At 49.3% G+C, this 21917-nt stretch carries 2 protein-coding genes; both read right to left on the bottom strand.

Annotation, left to right across the window (positions count from 1 at the left end):
• Window positions 1–5: 5 nt before the first annotated feature.
• A complete protein-coding gene (srfAB, locus tag AAHT65_RS08880) occupies window positions 6–10775 on the bottom strand; it encodes a surfactin non-ribosomal peptide synthetase SrfAB (protein WP_425524849.1) in 10770 nt (3589 codons plus the stop codon).
• A gap of 22 nt (window positions 10776–10797) precedes the next feature.
• A complete protein-coding gene (srfAA, locus tag AAHT65_RS08865; protein WP_343311372.1) occupies window positions 10798–21570 on the bottom strand; it encodes a surfactin non-ribosomal peptide synthetase SrfAA in 10773 nt (3590 codons plus the stop codon).
• Window positions 21571–21917 lie beyond the last annotated feature (347 nt).

The raw sequence follows: 21917 nt of genomic DNA, 5'->3' as shown, positions 1-21917 counted from the left end.
GCCTTTTATTTCAAATTCTCCTCAAGCATGTCAAAGATATCTCCCATCTCGTCCATTTCCAAATCTTCCGCGCTAAAGTCGCTCGGCGTGAATTCCTTGTCTTCCTTTTCTGTACAATGGCGGATGAGCAGCAGGAGATTGTCTTTAAAACGTTCCATTAGTTCCTCAACCGTGCTTCTGTCGTATTCCTTTTCATTGTATGAGCAAGAAATGACGAAACGATTGTTGCGGACCATACCGCTGAAGCTCAAGGCATAAAGTGCTTCTGACTCCTCGCTTACTTGACGGCCCATATCGTATGAGGACGGCTCGAAAAATTCAGTCTTCACTTCACTGTCAAACTGGCCTAAATAGTTAAAGCTGATGTCAGGGGTGAAGCCTTTTTTCTGCTTAGATTCAGATAGATAGCGGAGAATTCCGTATCCGATGCCTTTATCCGGAACGCGGCGCAAGCCCTCTTTCACCGTTTTGATGACGGCTGAGAGATCGCGTTCTCCTGGCATATCTAATACAACAGGATATTGAGCCGTGAACCATCCGACTGTCCGGGATATATTGACGTTCGGAATAATGTCTTCCCGGCCGTGCCCTTCTAGGTTGATGCCGATTTTTTGCTGCTTTGTCCATTCTTCCATCGTTAAGCCGAGAGCGCTGAGAAGAAGATCGTTAATCTCCGTTCCATACGGGTGGTGAACATCCGTCAGAAGATGTTTCGTCTCTTTCTCAGACAGCTCAGAAATGACAGATGATGTATGTTTCACAAGACGTTTTTCCAATTCGTGATCTTTAGGCACCGGAGAAATGTGCTCGGCGTCAATCTGCTCCCAATAATCAGCCTGCTTTGTAAGCTGCTCTGATTGAGAGAAAGCCAGCAATTCTTCTCCCCAGTCTTTAAAGGAGTTTGTTTTCGGCGGGAAGACAATGTCCTCCTGCTTCTCAGCCTGAAGATAGCCCGATGCAAAGTCTTGTAATAAAATTCTCCATGACACGCCATCGACCGCCAGATGGTGAATGGCGATCAGAAGATGATCTCCTTTTTCCGTGCGGTATTGCTCCGCCTTTACAATCGGCCCGTTATTGATATCAAGACTGCTTTGCAGCCGATCGGCCAGCACTTTGATTTGGCTTTTCAGCATGTCTTCATCAGAACCGTACAGATCCACAATTTCTAAGCTGATCTTGCATTCGTCTATTGCTTGGAATGATTGTATGACGTCTCCCTGTTCTTCGCGATAGACCATACGAAGCGCGTCATGATGTGCCGTCAGTGCCAGTAACGTTTTCTCAACCGCTATCGGGTCAAAGCCTTTCGGTCCGTGAAGCATCACCGATTGGTTCCAATGGTGCTGATTCGTAAATTTGCGGTCAAAGAACCAGCGCTGGATCGGCGTTAACATCGCTTCTCCTTCTACAGGACCTTGATCAGCCTCTTTGCCTTCCGTGCGTTCTACGTAAGACACCAGCTCTTCGATCGTCGGATGCTGGAAGAGATCCTTCATTTCCAGCTTCAAGCCGTGCTGGTTCAGGCGGCTCGCCATTTGAATTCCTTTGATGGAATCGCCGCCAAGTGTGAAGAAGTTGTCGCTTATGCCGATGTCCGGGATGCCGAGGACATCCTGCCAAATCGCAGCTAACAGCTCTTCCATTTCCGTTGCCGGCGCCTTGTATGCCGCGCTTTGCGCTTCAATATCAGGCTGAGGCAGGGCTTTGCGGTCAACCTTTCCGTTGGCGGTCACAGGAAGCTCGTCCATCGTTACCCAGTACGCCGGGATCATGTAGTCCGGCAGCGTGTCTTTTAACGCGGACTTGAGTGATTCAGTATCAGCGTCTTCCGGTGTAACGTACGCGCATAACGCGGTGTTGCCCGCGTTATCCTTCACCGCAGCCACTGCCGCGTCTTGCACAGCCGAAAGCTGGGCGAGGCGAACTTCAATTTCTGACAGCTCGATCCGGTAGCCGCGCACCTTGACCTGCTGGTCGATCCGGCCGATGTACTCGATGCCGTGTTCTGCCGTCCATCTGACAAGGTCGCCCGTCCGGTACATGCGTTCACCCGGCACAAACGGATCGGCGACAAACCGCTTCGCTGTTTCCTCTTCGCGGTTCAGATAGCCGCGCGCAAGCCCGCGGCCCGCAACGCAAAGCTCTCCGGCCACCCCTTCGGGCTGGACCTGATCGCCGTCGCCGAGAATGTAGGCTCTCGTATTGGCAATCGCGCGTCCGATGGAAAGCGAACCTTCCTCAGGATCGATTTCTGTACTTGTGGCAACGACCGTGTTTTCAGTCGGGCCGTAGTTATTGACGAGCGTGTATGGCTGTTTCACCGCCCGTTTCAGCTTGTCTCCTCCTGTCAGAAGCACTCGGAGCGATGTGTTTTCAAGCTCCATAAACTGCTCCGCCAGCTGGGTCGGCAGGAAGGTGATCGTAATGCCGTTTTGTTCGAAATACTCATTCAGGCGGATGATATCGAGACGGATCGCTTCATCAATCACGTGAAGCTCGGCACCGATCGTCCATGTCGGGAACATTTCCCAAATGGATGCGTCAAATCCGAAGCCCGCGTATTTCGCACTGCGGTCCTCTGCCGTCATACCAAATGCGTCATGATGCCAGAAGCACAGGTTCACAAGCGCGTGGTGTTCGACCATGACACCCTTCGGCTGTCCAGTCGTTCCTGACGTGTAAATCATGTATGCGAGGTGATCCGCGTTTGTCTCTGTCTGCGGATTCGCCCGGTCGTTCTCGTCAAGCGGCAGGCTCAAAATAGAGCGCTCCCCATTCAGAAGAATGACTTCCCCCGTGTAGCTTTCAGGCACACTGAGTTCTTCCTGTGTGAACAGAAGCTTCGCGCCGCTGTCTTCTAAAATGTATTTAATCCGCTGATCCGGATACTCAGGGTCAATCGGCACAAATGCCGCGCCTGCTTTCAGCACGCCCAGCACCGCAGCGGACATTTCGAGCGACGGCTTCGTAAGAATGCCGACGCGGTCATCCGCACTGACGCCGCAGTCGATCAGAATACGCGCCAGACGGTTCGCTTTGGCGTTCAGCTCGCTGTATGTCCATGAGCTTCCATTGTACGTGACGGCTTGGCGAGTGCCGAAGCGATCAGCGGTTTCTTCAAACAGCTGATGAACTGTTTTGTCCCGCGGCACAGAAAGCGTTTTGCCTTTCCATGCATCAAGCAGGCTTTGTTTTTCTGCTTCGTCAGCCAGTGACAGACTTGAGAGCTTTTGGTCAGGATTGGCAGCAACCGCTTCTAACAGCTGCAAAAGATATACGCTCCATTGTTCGGCCGTTTCTTTTTTAAATAAATCGGTCGCATATTCCAGCTGAAGGCCAATACCGTTTTCATCCTCAAACCCGCCGAGAGTCAGATCAAATTTAGACGTGCCTTGATCTGCTTGATACGGGGTGATTTTCAGATTTTCGAGCTGAAGCTGTTCTTTATCAGGGTCTTCTGTTGTCACCATGACATTGAACAATGGGTTTCGGCTCATATCCCTTGCCAGTTCAAGCTTTCCGATCAAGTCTTCGAATGGATAGTCCTGATGCTCTAATGCCTCAAGATTCGTATGTTTCACTTGCTCAAGAAGCTGAGCAAAGGTTTGGTTTTCACCTGCTTCGTTGCGCAGCGCAAGCGTATTGACGAACATACCTGGCATTCCCTGCAAATCAGCATTTGTTCTGCCCGCTGTAACTGAGCCGATGACAATATCCTTTTGGCCGGTGATTTTGCTTAAAAAGACATGGAATACGGTATGCAGCACCATGTGCAAGGTTGTTCCGGTAGCGGCCAGCAATTCTTCAATCGCCTTCGCCGTCTCTCTTTCTGCTGCGAAGCGGATCGTGTCCCCTTTAAAGCTCTCTACGGGAGGACGGGGATAATCAAGCGGAAGGTCAAGCTCCGGAAGATCGCCCGCAAAAGCCGAGAGCCAGAACTCCTCGTGTTCCTTCATCTGTTCAACTTGCGCTGATTCATTCTGCCAAACTGCAAAATCTTTATAATGAAGCTGCGGTTTAGGAAGGGTTTCTCCCTTATACAGCGATGCCAGTTCTTGTACAAAAATGCTTCTGGAAACTCCGTCAGCGATAATATGATGCATATCCAATAGCAGAAGGTGTTTCTTCTCTCCCACGCGGATCAATCCAGCGCGGATGAGCGGTCCTGAGCTTACATCAAACGGACGGATAAATGCTTTGATCCGCTGTTTTGCTTCCGCTTCTTCAGCTTCAAACACATGCAGGTCTATCTCAGCTTGCTCCATGATCGTTTGGACGGGCTGGCCGTCAGCCTCAGCAAATGAGGTTCGCAGCGATTCATGGCGGTTCACAAGCTGATTGAGCGCCTCCTGCAAACGCGCGATGTTGAGATCGCCTTCCATCAGAAGAACGGACGGCATATTATAGCTCGTGCCGTTTCGGTCAAGCTGGTTCAACACATACATCCGTTTTTGAGCCGAAGACACCGGATAGACCTCACGCTTTTTGGCGGGGGTAATCTTCCGATAACCGCCCGATTGAGCCGAGGCTTCCAAATAGGCAGCCAGCTGGCGAATCGTCGGCTGCTCAAAAAGTGCTTTTAACGGTACTGTTTTTTCAATCTCAGCCTGAATATTGGCGATCAGCATCATTCCTTTTAAGGAATGGCCGCCGAGATCAAAGAAGTTATCATCTATGCCAAGCGTTTCAATGCCGAGGGTATTCTGCCAAATACGGCAAAGCTTCTCTTCCAGCTCAGTTTCCGGAGCAGCCGATGCGAGATGCCCCGTATGGGCCGTGTTTGGTTTCGGCAAAGCGTTTCTGTCGGTTTTCCCATTTGCGGTGAGCGGGATTGACTCAATCTGCACAAAGTACGCAGGCAGCATGTGAGACGGAAGCTTCTTCGCAAGCAGCTTGCGAATTTCAGCCCCTTCATACGCTTTGTCCGCTTTATAATAAGCGCAAAGTTCCTGAAGACCGCCTTCTGAAACCCCCAGAACGACCGCTTCTTGAATACCGCTTACCCCGAGCAGAACGGTTTCAATTTCTTTCAGTTCGATACGGTATCCGCGGATTTTCACTTGATCATCGGCACGTCCGATAAATTCAATCGTTCCGTCAGAAAGTCTTCGCACCACGTCTCCGGTCTTGTACATCAAGCTTCCCGGTGAATATGGATTTTCAATGAATCTCTCGGCTGTGAGCTGCGGACGGCGGAGGTACCCTCTGGCAAGCCCACGGCCCGTAATATAGAGCTCGCCGCTCGCCCCCGGAGGAACAAGCTTTAATGCCCCGTTTAGCACAAGTGCGCCTGTATTGGCAATCGGCCGACCGATTGTCGGACGTTCTGCGTATTGCGCCAGGTCTGACAGATCAATGCGTCCGGCGACTGTGCCGATCGTTGTTTCTGTCGGACCGTAATGATTGATAAAAGCTGTATCGGCATAGACTGCATGGAAGGCGCTGACATCAGCCGGAATAATTTTCTCTCCGCCGAGCACAACCAAACGGAGCGAGTCAAAATGCTTCTCTTTTGAAAAACGGGAGGTGTTGACAATCGTGTGAAACAGTGACGGTGTCAGTTTGATATAGGTAATGCCGTGTTCCTTCATATAACGCCCAAGCTGATCCGGCGCGGTGTATGTCTCTTTCGGCACGATATGAAGCTCGCCGCCTGAGGAGAGAACAGGAAACAGACTTGTGTAGCCCAAATCAAATGAGTAGGACGACACCAGTACCGCTTTATCTCCTTCTGTCAGCCCGGCCTCCTTTGAAAACCAAGACACATAGTTCACGAGATTACGATGTTCAATCTGCACGCCTTTAGGCTTTCCGGTCGTACCGGATGTGTAAATGACATAAGCAAGATTGCCAGAACCTGCAACAGGTTCTAGCCGCTCCTTGCTTTCCCGGCGCCAATCAGCAGTATCAATATTGACTATTTCTCCTTGATAACCGGCAATGGCCGTCATATTTCTCTCGTCAGCGAGAACAATCTTCGCTCCGCTGTCTTCCAATGAATAACCGATTCTTTCTTCAGGTGTATCCGGATCAATCGGAAGGAAAGCGGCACCGGCTTTCATGACGCCGAGAATAGACACCATCAAATTGACAGTCCGATCCATGACAATGCCGACGATCTCTTCACTGCCGGCTCCATGTGTGCGGAGATGACGCGCCAGCTGGTTTGCCTGCTCGTCCAGCTCGCGATAGGTCAATTTCCTTTCACCGAAAACCGCTGTCCGTTCAGGTGACTGCTGCGCTCTATTTTCAAATAAAGATGCAAATGTCGTATGCTCCGACACGTCCGCTGCTGAATGTGTTTCTTCTGTCAGAAGAGCTTCCCGTTCCGCTGGGGAGAGCAGTTCCAAATCAGCGAGCCTCATATTCGGATGTTCGGCAGCAGCCTTTATCATGTTTATGAAATGGCTGCTCCAACGCCGGATGGTCTCGTCTTTAAACAAAGCTGTCGCGTAATCGAAGCTTAAACCAATCTCGTCCCCGCGCTCCACCGCTTCTAAGGATAAATCGAATTTAGCCACATGATGATGCATGGAATAAGAGGAAATCTGCAAATCTCCTAATCTCAAGGACGGAATCTCCATGTTTTGCATGTTAAATAACACGCTGAACAGCGGACTCCTGCTTGTGTCTCTTGTCAGCGGCAGTTGTTCAATTAATTCCTCGAGCGGGTAGCTCTGGTGCTCAAATGCCTGAAGGCTGATTGTTTTCACTTCATCTAAGAACTGTTTAAAGGTTTTCTCACCTAAAGGCGATGTCCGTAAAGCCACCGTGTTGACAAACATTCCCGGTACGTCCTGAAGATCAGGATGCGTTCTGCCCGCGGTCGGAGAGCCGACAACAATATCTTCCTGTGATGCATATTTAGCCAGCAATACATGGAAAGCGGCCAATAAGAACATATACATCGTTGTGTCCGTGTCAGACAGCAGCTTTTTAATTTGTGCGGTGACTTGTTTGTCGATGCCGAACATAACCCGTTCTCCGGCAAAGCTGCGTTCGGACGGACGCGGATAATCCGTCGGCAGATCGAGAACCGGCAAATTCCCTTTAAACGTATTGAGCCAATATTCTTCGTGCGCTTTTTGTTTTTCTTTTTGTGTTTGATCGTTTTGCCATACAGAAAAATCTTTATAATGAAGCTTAATCGTTTCTAAGTCCGCGCCTTGATACAATTTAGCCAGATCCCCGATTAAAATGCCCGTTGAGCTGCCGTCTGTAATAATGTGGTGCATATCAATCAGCAGCAGATGGCGTTCTTTATCAAGCTGGATCAGCTTCGAGCGGACGAGCGGCGCGCGGTTTAACTCAAACGGCCGGATAAAATCTTTGATCAGTTCTTCCGCGTCTTCTTCCCGGGCCTTGGCAGCCTCCAGCTGAAAAGAAACATTTTTATGAATGATCTGCACGACTTCTCCGTCTATCATGTCAAAAGAAGTGCGCAATGTTTCATATCGGTTGATTAACGTCTGAATCGCGGATTCAAGACGGTCTCTGTCTACTTCTCCTTCCAGCAGAAGTACAGCAGGGACGTTGTAGCTTGTGCTTGTTTGTCCAAGCTGATTGAGGATATACATCCTTCGCTGGGCCGAGGATACAGGATAATGCTCTTGATAAGGCGCTTGCTGAATCGGTTCAAAACGCTGCTCCTCCTTGTTGTTTTCTTCCAAAAATTGTGCCAGTTCTTGGATCGTCGGCTTTTCAAACAGCACTTTAATCGGAACGTCCTTATGAAACTGCTCTTGGATTTTGGCCGTCATCATCATCGCTTTAAGCGAATGGCCGCCGATCGTAAAGAAATTGTCTGTAACTCCGGCTTTTACGCCGAGAATCCCTTCCCAAATGTCTGCTAATTTTCTCTCCGTCTCCGTCTGCGGCGCGGCATATTCCGGCTGCACGGCATCTGACTGAGGCTCCGGCAGCGCTTTTTTATCGACCTTTCCGTTCGCCGTGAGCGGCAGGCTGTCCATTTGCATAAAATGAGCTGGAATCATATATTCCGGCAAAGATTGCGACAGCGACTTACGAAGCTCAGCCGCAGACAGCTCACGATCAGCGGTGAAATACACACAAATTTCGTTTTCATCCGCTTTATTTTTTCTAATGACAGCGGCAGCCTCTGTCACATGGTCTGCCAAACTGATTTTTGTTTCAATCTCACCCAGCTCGATTCTGAAGCCGCGGACTTTTACCTGATTATCAATTCTTCCTAAGAACTCGATATTTCCGTCCGGAAGCCATCTCGCCAAATCACCTGTCCGGTATATTTTTTCCTCTGGTCTGAAAGGATCTTGGAGAAATTGCTTTTCTGTCAGTTTAGGTAAGTTTACATAGCCCCGCGCCACTCCGTTTCCGCCGACACACAGCTCGCCGGGTGCCCCGATCGGCTGAAGGCGCTGCTGTTCATCCATAATGTAAGCGGTGGAGTTTCCGATTGGTTTCCCGATCGGTATCGAGCCATTGTATTCCCGATCAATAAGAAAGCTCGTTGAAAAAGTCGTATTCTCTGTCGGTCCGTATCCGTTCCAAAGAGAAAGCTCTGGAGAAACCCGTTTGACTTGGTTCACGATATGCGGAACTAAAGCATCGCCGCCTATGATTAAATGGCGAAGCGTTTGGAACATGGCGGCATCCTTTGCGGCCAGCTGATTGAATAAAGGAGACGTCAGCCACATCGTCGTAATGCGATGCTCACGCAGGAATGCCGAAAAGCCCTTCGCGTCCAGCAGCGTATCCTTTTTGACAGGATAAAGCGCCGCGCCGTTTAACAATGCGCCAAACACCTCAAACGTTCCGGCATCAAAACTGACAGCCCCCGTCTGAGCCATCCGATCCTCTTCATGAACGGGAACATACCCGGCGTTTTTCACCAGTCGTATGATATTTCTGTGTTCGATCATGACGCCTTTTGGCTTCCCGGTAGAACCGGAAGTGTACATAACATATGCCAAATCCGCAGCGCGGGCAGGCAAGTTCAGATCAGCGGCGCTCACAGCCTGATCTGAGCCGCTGTCCATCATAACGGCAGGGACTTGTAACCATTTCACCTGCTCTTCATATGCCTTTACAGTCAGCACAAGCCGGATGGAACTGTCGTCCGCAATAAAGCGAACCCGATCCTCAGGGAAGGATGGATCAATCGGAACATATGCGGCGCCTGCCTTCAATACGGCAAGCATGCCGATCACGGTTTCGGCCGAACGGTCATTCATAATTGCAGCTGTCTGTCCTTGCTGCAAGCCATGTTCGATAAGTTTTCTTGCCAGACGATTCGCCGCTTCATTCAGCTGCCGGTATGTCAGCTCTTGCTCCCCGTATACGACAGCAAGGCTTGCCGGCGTCCGTTCCGCTTGCGCTTCAAACAATTTGTGAACGGCTTGTTCTTCCGGAAGCTCTGTCTTCGTTTCGTTGAAAATTTCCACCATCTGCCGTTCTTCCGCTCCATCCACAAGCCCGTGATCCAGCACGCGGGATTCCGGATGCCGAACAGCCGCTTTGATCATGCGTGTCAGATGGTTCGCTGTTTTTTTTATAAATGCCGTATCGTACGCGGCGCTGTTATATTTGATTTTGACCGTCCATGTTTTCCCCGGATACACGATCAGGTTAAAATCAAAACTTGTCTGTTCAAAAGCGCTGTCTACCTTAATGGAAAAGCCGAGCCGGTCTTCCATACTTCCGTTTTCCAGCTCTTTATCAAGAGGATAGTTTTCAAAAGCGACTAGATGGTTAAGCAGGCTTCCGTCCAGCGCTGAACGCTTTTGAATGTCGTAGAGCGGCACGTAATCATAACGCTCCGCTTCGACGGCATGCTTTTGTACGGCTGAAAATACATCGGCGAAGACAGATTCAGTTTCATACTTTACGCGGACCGGTATGGTGTTAATGAACAGCCCCGCCATTGTCTCAATCCCGTTAATGTCAGATGGACGTCCGGAAACCACTGTGCCGAAGACGGCATCGTTCGTAAAGTTGTATTTGCTGAGAACAATTCCCCAAATAGCTTGAAAAAGGTTGGGTCCTGTAACCTGATGTTGATTCGCCGTTTGCTGAATAAGCGATACCAGCTCCTCATCCCATACAAAGCTGTACTCTTCGCTTTTGTACATGCCCTTTTCGGCAGAAATGCGGCCCGGGAGCATGCTTGGCTGTTCAAACTCAGCCAAGCGCTCGCTCCAATAGCGTTCCGCTTCTTCATTATCTTGCTTTCCGAGCCATTTAATATAGTCGGAGTAAGGTTTGCCTTGTCCATTGACAGCCGGGCGTCCCGAGCGGAGCGCTTCATAGTTTTGGAACAAGCTTTTCATGAGCACTCCCATACTCCAGCCGTCCATCATAATATGATGATTGCTCCAGACAAGATGCAGATGATCCGCATCCAGCCGGAAAACCGCCACTTTAAACAGGATATCCTTCGCCAGATTAAAGCCCTGCTGCTGCACGTCCTGTTTATAACGGTGAAGACGATCTTTTTGACGCTGGGCGTCTAATTGAGTTATATCTTCATAATGCACTGTGGCCTTACGCTCCGCCAATACGACTTGGCGCGGCTTTTGAAGCTGCTGATGCACAAATACAGTGCGAAGAATATCGTATGACCGTATCAGCTCATTGACGCTTTTTTCAAAGATTTCAAGGTCAAAGACACCGTGAATGCGCAGCTCTAATTGTGTGAAATAAGAGGAAGAATCCGGATCAAGCATCGCATGATACAGCATCCCTTCCTGCATCGGTGTCAACGGGTACACCTTCTGAATCGATTTTTTGCTCATATGCCACCTCTGTCTTTTTCTATTAAAAAATTTCCATTAATTTATCAAGCTCATCAAGTGTCAGATCATCATCACCAAGATCACTAGGCGTAAGCTCTGTGCCATCTTGGGCTAAGCAATGCTCTATTACTTTGAGTAAATGGGTTTTAAAGCTGTCGCTGAAAGCCTGGATGGTTCTTTCATGAAATTCCAGAGAATGATAGGCCAGTGTCATCGTCAGCGTTCCATTCTCGATATAACCGACGATATCCAGCGCATTCGGTTTTTCTGTCTCCGGGCTTAATGATTGTCCAGATGGCATTGAGGATCTTGTAAACAATCCGGAATCCGCCATTTCGTTAAATTGCCCTAAGTAGTTGAAGCTGATCTCCGGCTGAATAGAGAATTCGAGTTCTGTTTTATGTTCCGGCGCTGTCAGATAACGTAAAATGCCGTAGCCGACGCCTTTGTTCGGAACGTGTCTGATATCTTCTTTCATTTGCTTTAGCTGATATGCCAAATCGTCGGCATGCTTCATGTTGAGCACCATCGGGTACATGCTTGTAAACCAGCCGACAGTCCGCGAAATGGATATATCATCGAGTATCTCTTCACGGCCATGTCCCTCTAAGTGAACACTTACTTGGTCTTGGCCTGTCCAGTTCTTCATCGCCAAACCGAGCGCTGTCAGTAAAATATCATTCATTTCCGTGTGATAAGCCTCGTGAACCTTTGTTGTCAGCTTTTCTGTTTCTTCGGCAGTCAGCGAGAATTGAACCGTTCTTGTATGCTTCATTCGCTGATCGCTGGATTGACGGTCTTTCGGAAGCGGCGTCTGAATTGTGTTTTCCTCTAGTTGTCTCCAATAATCCGTTTCCTTTAAGAAGGCCTTCGTGTTGGCGAATTCTTTTAACCTCTCGGCATACTCGGCAAATGAATGGGTCTTCTGCGGAAGGACCGGCTTATTTCCTTGCTTTAACTGGGTATAGACAGCAGCGAAATCCTCCAGTAAAATCCGCCAAGAAACACCGTCTACCGCTAAGTGGTGAACTGCAAGCAGTAAATGGTCGCCGTCCTCCGCTTGGAAAAGCCCGGCTTTTAACAGATTGCCAGTCTCCAATACAATGCTGCTTTGGAGATGGTCTGCTTCACGCTCGATTTTTTCCTCATTGTCAATCGCCGGCCCGTTGAGTTGGAACACCTTCATATCTACAGATGCTTCGTTGAGTCCTCTGTTATATTGAATGACGTCTCCCTGTTCTTCGAGATAGACCATACGAAGCGCGTCATGATGTTCCGTCAGTGCCTGTAACGTTTTCTCAACCGCTATCGGGTCAAAGCCTTTCGGTCCGTGAAGCATCACCGATTGGTTCCAATGGTGCTGATTCGTAAATTTGCGGTCAAAGAACCAGCGCTGGATCGGCGTTAACATCGCTTCTCCTTCTACAGGACCTTGATCAGCCTCTTTGCCTTCCGTGCGTTCTACGTAAGACACCAGCTCTTCGATCGTCGGATGCTGGAAGAGATCCTTCATTTCCAGCTTCAAGCCGTGCTGGTTCAGGCGGCTCGCCATTTGAATTCCTTTGATGGAATCGCCGCCAAGTGTGAAGAAGTTGTCGCTTATGCCGATGTCCGGGATGCCGAGGACATCCTGCCAAATCGCAGCTAACAGCTCTTCCATTTCCGTTGCCGGCGCCTTGTATGCCGCGCTTTGCGCTTCAATATCAGGCTGAGGCAGGGCTTTGCGGTCAACCTTTCCGTTGGCGGTCACAGGAAGCTCGTCCATCGTTACCCAGTACGCCGGGATCATGTAGTCCGGCAGCGTGTCTTTTAACGCGGACTTGAGTGATTCAGTATCAGCGTCTTCCGGTGTAACGTACGCGCATAACGCGGTGTTGCCCGCGTTATCCTTCACCGCAGCCACTGCCGCGTCTTGCACAGCCGAAAGCTGGGCGAGGCGAACTTCAATTTCTGACAGCTCGATCCGGTAGCCGCGCACCTTGACCTGCTGGTCGATCCGGCCGATGTACTCGATGCCGTGTTCTGCCGTCCATCTGACAAGGTCGCCCGTCCGGTACATGCGTTCACCCGGCACAAACGGATCGGCGACAAACCGCTTCGCTGTTTCCTCTTCGCGGTTCAGATAGCCGCGCGCAAGCCCGCGGCCCGCAACGCAAAGCTCTCCGGCCACCCCTTCGGGCTGGACCTGATCGCCGTCGCCGAGAATGTAGGCTCTCGTATTGGCAATCGCGCGTCCGATGGAAAGCGAACCTTCCTCAGGATCGATTTCTGTACTTGTGGCAACGACCGTGTTTTCAGTCGGGCCGTAGTTATTGACGAGCGTGTATGGCTGTTTCACCGCCCGTTTCAGCTTGTCTCCTCCTGTCAGAAGCACTCGGAGCGATGTGTTTTCAAGCTCCATAAACTGCTCCGCCAGCTGGGTCGGCAGGAAGGTGATCGTAACGCCGTTTTGTTCGAAATACTCATTCAGGCGGATGATATCGAGACGGATCGCTTCATCAATCACGTGAAGCTCGGCACCGATCGTCCATGTCGGGAACATTTCCCAAATGGATGCGTCAAATCCGAAGCCCGCGTATTTCGCACTGCGGTCCTCTGCCGTCATACCAAATGCGTCGTGATGCCAGAAGCACAGGTTCACAAGCGCGTGGTGTTCGACCATGACACCCTTCGGCTGTCCAGTCGTTCCTGACGTGTAAATCATATATGCGAGGTGATCCGCGTTTGTCTCTGTCTGCGGATTCGCCCGGTCGTTCTCGTCAAGCAGCAGGCTCAAAATAGAGCGCTCCCCATTCAGAAGAATGACTTCTCCCGTGTAGCTTTCCGGCACACTGAGTTCTTCCTGTGTGAACAGAAGCTTCGCGCCGCTGTCTTCTAAAATGTATTTAATCCGCTGATCCGGATACTCAGGATCAATCGGCACAAATGCCGCGCCTGCTTTCAGCACGCCCAGCACCGCGGCGGACATTTCAAGCGACGGCTTCGTAAGAATGCCGACGCGGTCATCCGCACTGACGCCGCAGTCGATCAGAATACGCGCCAGACGGTTCGCTTTGGCGTTCAGCTCACTGTATGTCCATGAGCTTCCGTTGTACGTAACGGCTTGGCGAGTGCCGAAGCGATCAGCGGTTTCTTCAAATAGCTGATGAACTGTTTTGTCCCGCGGCACAGAAAGCGTTTTGCCTTTCCATGCATCAAGCAGGCTTTGTTTTTCTGCTTCGTCAGCCAGTGACAGGCTTGAGAGTTTTTGGTCAGGGCTGGCGGTAATCATCTGGAGCAGATGGAGCCAGTATGTTTTCCATTTTGCAATGGTTTCTGGTTTAAACAATGCCGTGTTGTACTCAAGTACAAACTCCAGCCTTCCTTCTGTTTCATCAGCCGTCAGTGTGATATCAAACTTGGCCGAGTTCCGTTCAAACGGATGCGGTTCAAGTTCAATCCCTTCCATCGTCAAGGCTTTTACATTTGCATTTTGCATAGAAAACACAGCGTCAAACAGTGGATTTCTGCTCGTATCCCGTTGAACCTGAACTTTTCCGATCAGTTCTTCAAACGGATAATCCTGCGCTCCAAAGGCGCCGAGTGCTGTATCCTTGACCTCTTCAAGATAAGCTGTAAAGGTTTTTTCTCCCTTCGGATACGATCGCATGGCCAGCGTGTTCACAAATACACCTATCACTTGGCTGATATCCGCATGTGAGCGTCCGGCAATCGGTGAGCCGACAATAATATCGTTTTGTCCGCTCAGCTTTGACAAAAAGGCGCTGTATGAAGCCAAAAGAACCATATACATGGTTGAACCGGTTTCCTTCGCCAGTTTGCGGAGGGCATGTGTCTGCCGGTCTTCCAATGAGAATGTGATTCGGTCCCCTTCAAAGCTCTGAACAGCAGGGCGGCTGTAATCCGTCGGAAGCGTTAAAACAGGCAGTTCCCCGTCAAGCTCCTTAAGCCAATGATCCTCTTGCTTCCGGTACAGCTCAGACTGGATAAACTGCTGCTGCCACACCGAATAATCTTTATACTGAATGCGGAGCGGCTCCAACGTTTCTCCTGCATAGAGCTGCGACATTTCTTCAATCAATACGCCGACAGACGCACCGTCGGATATAATATGATGCATATCAAACAACAGCAAATGCTCTGCATCAGAAAGCTTGATGAGCGCCATTCTGACTAAAGGCAGCTGATCCAATTCGAACGGACGGATAAACGCGTCAATGATGCATTCCGTTTCCCCTTCAGCGGCTTCTGTATATTCCATTTCAAACTCAGCCTTGTCCCAAATGCGCTGCACGGTTTCTCCATCTTTGATTTCAAAGGTTGTTCTGAAGGCCTCGTGACGGTCAATCAGCTGTTTCATGACACGGTTGAGCTTTTCAATATCCAGCTCGCCCTTCAGTCGCAGAACCGACGGCATATTGTAGCTTTTTTCGGCTCCTTCCAGCTGCTGCAGGACGTACATCCGTTTTTGCGGAGAAGAAACGGGATAGGTTTCTTGTTTCTTCGCCGGAGCAATGTGGACGGCTGTCTCCTTATCGGCAGATACGATCGCTTGCGCTAAGCCCTCCACTGTCGGAGACTGGAATAGCTCCTTTAATGTCAGCTCCGCTCCAAATTCCTGATGAATCAGAGCTAACAGCTTCATACCGGCTAAAGAATGGCCGCCGATTTCAAAGAATTGGTCATAAACTCCGACCTGTTCAACCTGAAGCACTTCAGTCCAGATATCCGCCACTTTTTGTTCTGTTTCATTTCGCGGAGCAACATATGACACACCGGCAGATACGTTCACATCAGGAACCGGAAGCGCTCTGCGGTCGATTTTCCCGTTCCCCGTCAGCGGCAGCTCATCCATTTGTATAAAAACAGCCGGAATCATATAAGCAGGCAGATCCTTCGCCGTATGCTCTCTCAGCTCCTGGCTCGAGATCTCTCCCTGTCCGACAAAGTAAGCGCAAAGCAGTTTGTCTCCTGCGCCTTGATCGACAGCAAGAACAATGCTTTCCTGAACACGGTCATGGCTTTGCAGCTGGTGCTCAATTTCTCCCAGCTCGATCCGCTGTCCGCGGATTTTTACCTGATGGTCAATCCGCCCGATAAATTCGATATCGCCATTCGGAAGCCATCTGGCCAAGTCACCTGTTTTATACATGCGTTCTCCGTCTTTAAACGGATGCGGCACAAATTTTTCCTCAGTCAGTTCAGGGCGGTTGTAGTAGCCTTGGACAAGCCCCTCTCCGCTGACGCATAATTCACCAGCAACGCCGACCGGCTGCACTCTGCCTGACGGATCAAGGATATACACCTCTGTATTGCTGACAGGCTTGCCGATTGGGATGGAAAGTGTATGTTCTTCAATCTCATCAACCGGGTGGTATGTCGCGAATACAGTGCTTTCCGACGGTCCGTACATGTGAAGCAGCTTGCCTTTGCCAACGGTTTGCAGCGCCTTCTTGACATGGTCGACGGACGCTCGTTCTCCGCCAAACATAATCTTGCGGATATTTGACAGGCACGATGGGTTCAGATCAACCAGCAGGTGGAACAGCGCTGTGGTAATCATGAGAATACTGATGTTCTCTTCTTCAAGCACTTTTGACAGGCGCGGCATATCCAGAACAACGTCCTTCGGAATCAGCACAAGTTTGGCTCCGTTCAAAAGAGCGCCGAACATATCAAACATAAAGGCATCGAATACATAATTGGAAAGACCGAGAATCGTATCTTTTTCAGTAATGTCAATGTAGTTCGTTTGCTTGACCGTGCGAAGAATATTGGCATGCGTCACCTTATTCCCTTTTGGCGTTCCTGTCGTACCGGATGTGTACGTCAGATTCGCCAACGTATTCGAATCATACGGCAGCAGCACATCAGAGGCATCTGTATGATAGCTCGCCTCGTCATCAGCCAGCACAATCACGCCTTCAAAACCCGCTTCTTCCGCAAGCGGCTTCAAACTCCGCTGTGTCAAAAGCACCTTCGCTCCGCTGTCATTGAAGAAATGGCGAATACGTTGTATCGGATGTTCCGGATCAATCGGCACATAAGCGGAACCGGATTTTAATACAGCCAGAATAGAAACAACCATGTCCATTGACCGTTCAAACAGAACAGCTGCCGGCCGGCCGTCACCAGCTCCCACCGTCAGAATATACCGCGCAAGCTGATTGGCCTGACGATTCAGCTCTGCATACGTCAATGTCTCGCCTTCATATTGAAGCGCTGGATGATCCGGTGTTTTAGAAGCTTGTTCCTCAAACATCTGTACGATGGTCTTCTCTTTCGGATATGGCGTTCTTTCTTGATTAAATTGCTGAACCTGATGAACCGCCTCCGCATCACAAAGAAGCTGATAGTGCGCGATCTTTTTCTCGGGCTCGGCCGCCGCGCTTTCCAGAAGATTAGAAAAATGCGTCAGCATACGCTCTGCCGTGCTTTGTTTAAACAGTTTGGTGCTGTAATCCAAATCAATCTCAATGCCTTGATCGGTTTCCTTGGCTTGAAGCGTCAGATCAAATTTTGCAATATTGAAATTGGTCTCGTGTATGGATAATGTCAAGTCGCCCACCGCAGGGATGCCTTCGGTTGCATTCTGAAAGCTGAACATCGTATCAAACAAAGGATGTCTGCTTAAATCCCGAGGAATATTCAACTCCTCGACCAGCCATTCAAACGGATAATTTTGATGAGCAAAAGCGTCAAGCACTTGCTGGCGGACATTCTTTAGAAGGCTGATAAAGGACTCACCCCGTTTCACCTCGCTTCTGACCGCAAGCGTATTGACGAACATCCCGACAATTCCTTCTGTATCTGAATGATGTCTTCCGGCTGACGGCGTGCCGACGATGATATCTTCCTGACCCGTATACTTGGCCAGCATCGTATAATAGGCGGACAGCATCACCATATAAAGGGTAGCTCCATTTTTCTCTGCCAGATGGTGTAGCCGTTTCTTCAAATCTCCGTCAAGCTTAATTGACACCCGGTCGCCTTCAAAGCTTTGTACAGGTGGTCTCGGATAATCTGAAAGCAGCTGAAGCACAGGCAGCTCGCCCGCAAAAGCTTCCTTCCAATATGTTCTTTCCTTTTGGTATCCTTCAGACGCCTGTCCGCTTTGCCACACCGCATAATCCTTATATTGCAGACGCAGCTCAGGCAGCTGGCCGCCTCCGTATATCCGAGCCAGATCCTCCAGAATGATGCCGATGGAAACACCGTCAGAAATAAGATGGTGCATATCAAACAGCAGCATATGGCGGTTTTCTTCAAGCTTCACTAGTCCGATTCTGAATAATGGCGCCTGTGACAGATCAAATCGGCGGACAAAGGAAGTCATCACCGACTCATTCGACCTGCCTTCTCCATCAATGACTTCGATCTGAAACGGAACGTCCTTGTGAATTTTTTGTCTCGGCGTACTGCCTTCCAGAATAAAAGAGGTTCTGAGTGATTCATGCCTCCTGATTAATGCTTGAAACGCTCTTTCCAGCTTCGCAATATCTAAAGGCCCCTCTGCGATGGCCGCGGCCGGCATGTTGTAGCCGATCCCAGCATCTTCAAACTGGCTGACAATGTATGTCCGCTGCTGAGCAAGAGAAAGCGGATAATGCTCTTGCTCTTCTGCTGGTTTTATTGCGGCAAACTCTTGTTTTTCAGTATGTGAAGCGAAGTCGGCAAGAGCTGCGATTGTCGGCTGCTCAAACAAATATTGCAGCGGAATCTCAATGCCGATTTGTTTATGAATCTTTGTTAAAAGCGTCATCGCTTTAAGAGAATGTCCGCCCGTTTCAAAGAAATTGTCATAAATACCCGCAGCCTCGACATTCAGCACATTCTGCCAAATATCAGCCAGCGCTTTTTCCATATCATTTCTCGGCGGGGCATACGCTGTTGCGCTAACCGCCTTCACATCAAGCGCAAAAAGCTTTTGACGGTCCACTTTGCCGCTTGGCGTCAGCGGAATTTCCTGTATGTCGGCAAAATAAGCCGGCACCATGTAGTCAGGAAGCCGTTTGGCTGCATACTCCCTGTACTCGGCAGGAGCAAATTCATATCCCGGCTTCTGCACGATGTACGCGCACACTTCAAGATTTCCTTGTTCATCCGGTCTGGCGAGCACCACTGCTTTTGCAGCTTGAGGCGCCTGCTGCAGCACGGTTTCGATTTCTCCAAGCTCAATCCGGTAGCCCCGGACTTTGACCTGGTCGTCTTCCCTGCCGATATATTCAACCGTTCCGTCCGGAAGCCAGCGCACAACATCTCCAGTCCGGTACATTTTTTCCCCCGGTACAAATGGGTCGTTCAAGAATTTTTCGGCGGTGGCTTCCGGCATATTCATGTAGCCGCGGCCTACTCCGTCTCCAGCAATATAAAGTTCTCCGTCTATGCCTTCCGCCTGCAAGCGGCCATTTTTATCCAATATATACAAGCGATTATTTCCTAAAGCTTTGCCGATCGGAACATATGCGGCTTGCGTATCCGCAGATTTATCTGACAGAACAGCGTGAACAGACGCATCCACACATGTTTCAGTCGGGCCGTACACGTTTGTTAAGCGGGGTTCCAGACCCGCCTGCTTAAAGAGGTTTGCCAATTGATCCGCCACAACAGCGGATAAGCCTTCTCCGCCGATCAGGAGATGGCGCAGCTCAAGGCCGGTGACATCTCCTGCTGCGATAAGCATTTGTAAGTGAGCAGGCGTTCCGTCAGTTGCTTCAATGCGATGCGTCCGATAATAATCTGCCAGGGCCGCGCCGTTTGTCACCGTTCTCTTCGGCACAATATAAAGCGTCTGCCCTAAAAGCAGAGCCGCAAAAATCTGTTTAACAGAAGCATCGAAATGGAACGGCGCCAATAAAGCCATTCGCAAAGTTTGATCGCCGCTCTGATAAATCTCCTGCTGCAGTGACTGAACCAAATGGTGAACCTGCCGATGCTCAATCATGACACCTTTCGGCCGGCCCGTTGTTCCCGACGTGTATATGATGTAAGCCAAATCATGAGCCTCACCATATTCAGGCAGCTCTCCGCCGGTTTCCCCGGCTAGTGCCTGATCAAAATCAATCAGCTCAGCAGATGTTTCAGGAGCTTCCAGATGTGATTCAGTCAGAACAGCTGCAGCACCGCTGTCTTTCAAAATATACTGAATGCGCTCAGACGGGAAATCAGGATCAATCGGAACATAAGCGCCTCCGGCTTTCAAAATCCCCATAATCGCTACAATGACCCGCTCTGACCGTTCCAGCAAGACGGCAACCGGACTGTCCGCTCCGACCCCTTGCTTTCTGAGTCTTTTCGCTATGCGATCGGACTGTTCATGTAACGTTCTATAGGACAATTTTTTCTCTCCAAACACAACCGCAGGGTCATCAGCAAGCGCCTCCGCCTTTTCTTTAAAAAGAGCCGGAATCGTCATCTCCTTACGATAATGAACTTGTTTACCGCCAGCTTGTAAAAGCAGCCGTTCTTTCTCATCATCAGGAATAAGTTTTAAATCATCAATCGCACGTTCAGGATGCAAAAGCGCATCTGCCAGCAACGTGATGATTCGACCCAAGATCGACTCCATTTCACCCCGGGTAAACAAATCGCTGCGATAATCCATATCAATTGTCAGCTTTCCAGTATCCCATCGTTCCTTTACATGAATCGAAATGTCATTCGTACCGCTCCCGCTGAAAATAGGATCAGTCAAAAAGGAAAGATTCTCTTTTTTCTGCCACTGCATCACTTGATATTCAAGCGAAACCGTAAACAGTTTGTTCAAAGAGCTTTGAGTCCCACGCAAATTGTTAATCAGCAGATTATACGGATACTTTTGATGACGCAGAACCTTCATCAAATCTTTCATCCGCTCTTTCACAAAGTCTAAAAACGCCTGATCGCCATTCACGCTTGTCCGCATCGGAATCGTAGAAACGAACATGCCGAGCATTTGCTTTTCTTTTGCGTTCGTCCGGTTTCCCATGAACGTCCCCGTCACCACGTCATTCTGCCCGGTCACTCTGTACAGATAGGCGGCAAGAGCCGATTGGAACAGCGAAAGCACACTGACTTTATGAGTCTCACAAAATGGCTGAATACGCTTATGTACCTCTTGATCTACCTCTCTGGACAGCCTGCTGGCATCAAGTCCTTGTTGAGAGGAAGCATTACGTTTCAGCGAAACAAGCTCTGGAATGGTTTCATACTGGCCGGTCCAAAACGCCTTATCTTTTTCAAACCGCTTTGACTGAACATAATTCTTTTCTGACAGCACATGCTCGATAAATGAAGGAGTTCCGCTTTCATGATCGACAGTGCCGGCTGCCAAATCTAAATAAATATCTGTAATTGTATTGCCGAGGATTGTCATTGAAATCCCGTCAGAAATCACATGATGAACATTTGCATAAAACCAGACCTCATTTTCACTAATGGTAAACAGAGCGAACCGAAATAATGGGCTGTCATATAATGCAAGCGGTTTTTTGACCTCTTCCCGTCCCCACTGAGATAGTGATTCCTTTGAATATCCGCCTTCATTGATATCTGTATGCTGAATTTCCAAAGGCTGATACTCGCTTACATACTGAACAGGCTCCTCATCCTCATCCAGTCTCAAGCGAAGCCGCATAGACTCATTTCTGCGGATAAACTCTTGAATCGCCTTTTCTACAAGCTTCCAATCTACTCCCTCATCTGAAATGAGCTTACCAAAACCAGCCAGATTAGAAATACTAGTGTTTGGATAAAACTTTTCTGTGTACCAAATTCGTTTTTGTGCATCCGTTAAAGGGTAAAAAGTCATTTCCATATTTTGCGCCTCCCCTAATTTCAATAGATTGTGAACATTGCTCTTCATTTACTTCTTATCCCTTCATCCGTTCTCCGTCTATTGATTCAAACAACACAAGAGTCAAAAGAACTACATCCCGCAAAGCCGTCATTCAAACAAAAGGCTGCTTTATGTGCAGAAAAAAGCCCGCCCCGCATCTATAACGGAGGGACCCGAATGCCTTTGCAACCTATCAACCTGCCGCTAATTTTCCAGCGGCTTCAAGACCGCAAAGCGCCGAGTCCCTAAGTTAAAAAAGTTTACCTAATTCTTCTTTTTCTTCTATATTTTTATCCTTACTTACGTTCACTTTAAATGAAAATACT

This window comes from Bacillus atrophaeus (genome assembly GCF_039519175.1).
GTDB classification, from domain to species: Bacteria; Bacillota; Bacilli; order Bacillales; family Bacillaceae; genus Bacillus; species Bacillus atrophaeus.
This window is presented reverse-complemented; position numbering and strand designations above follow the sequence as displayed.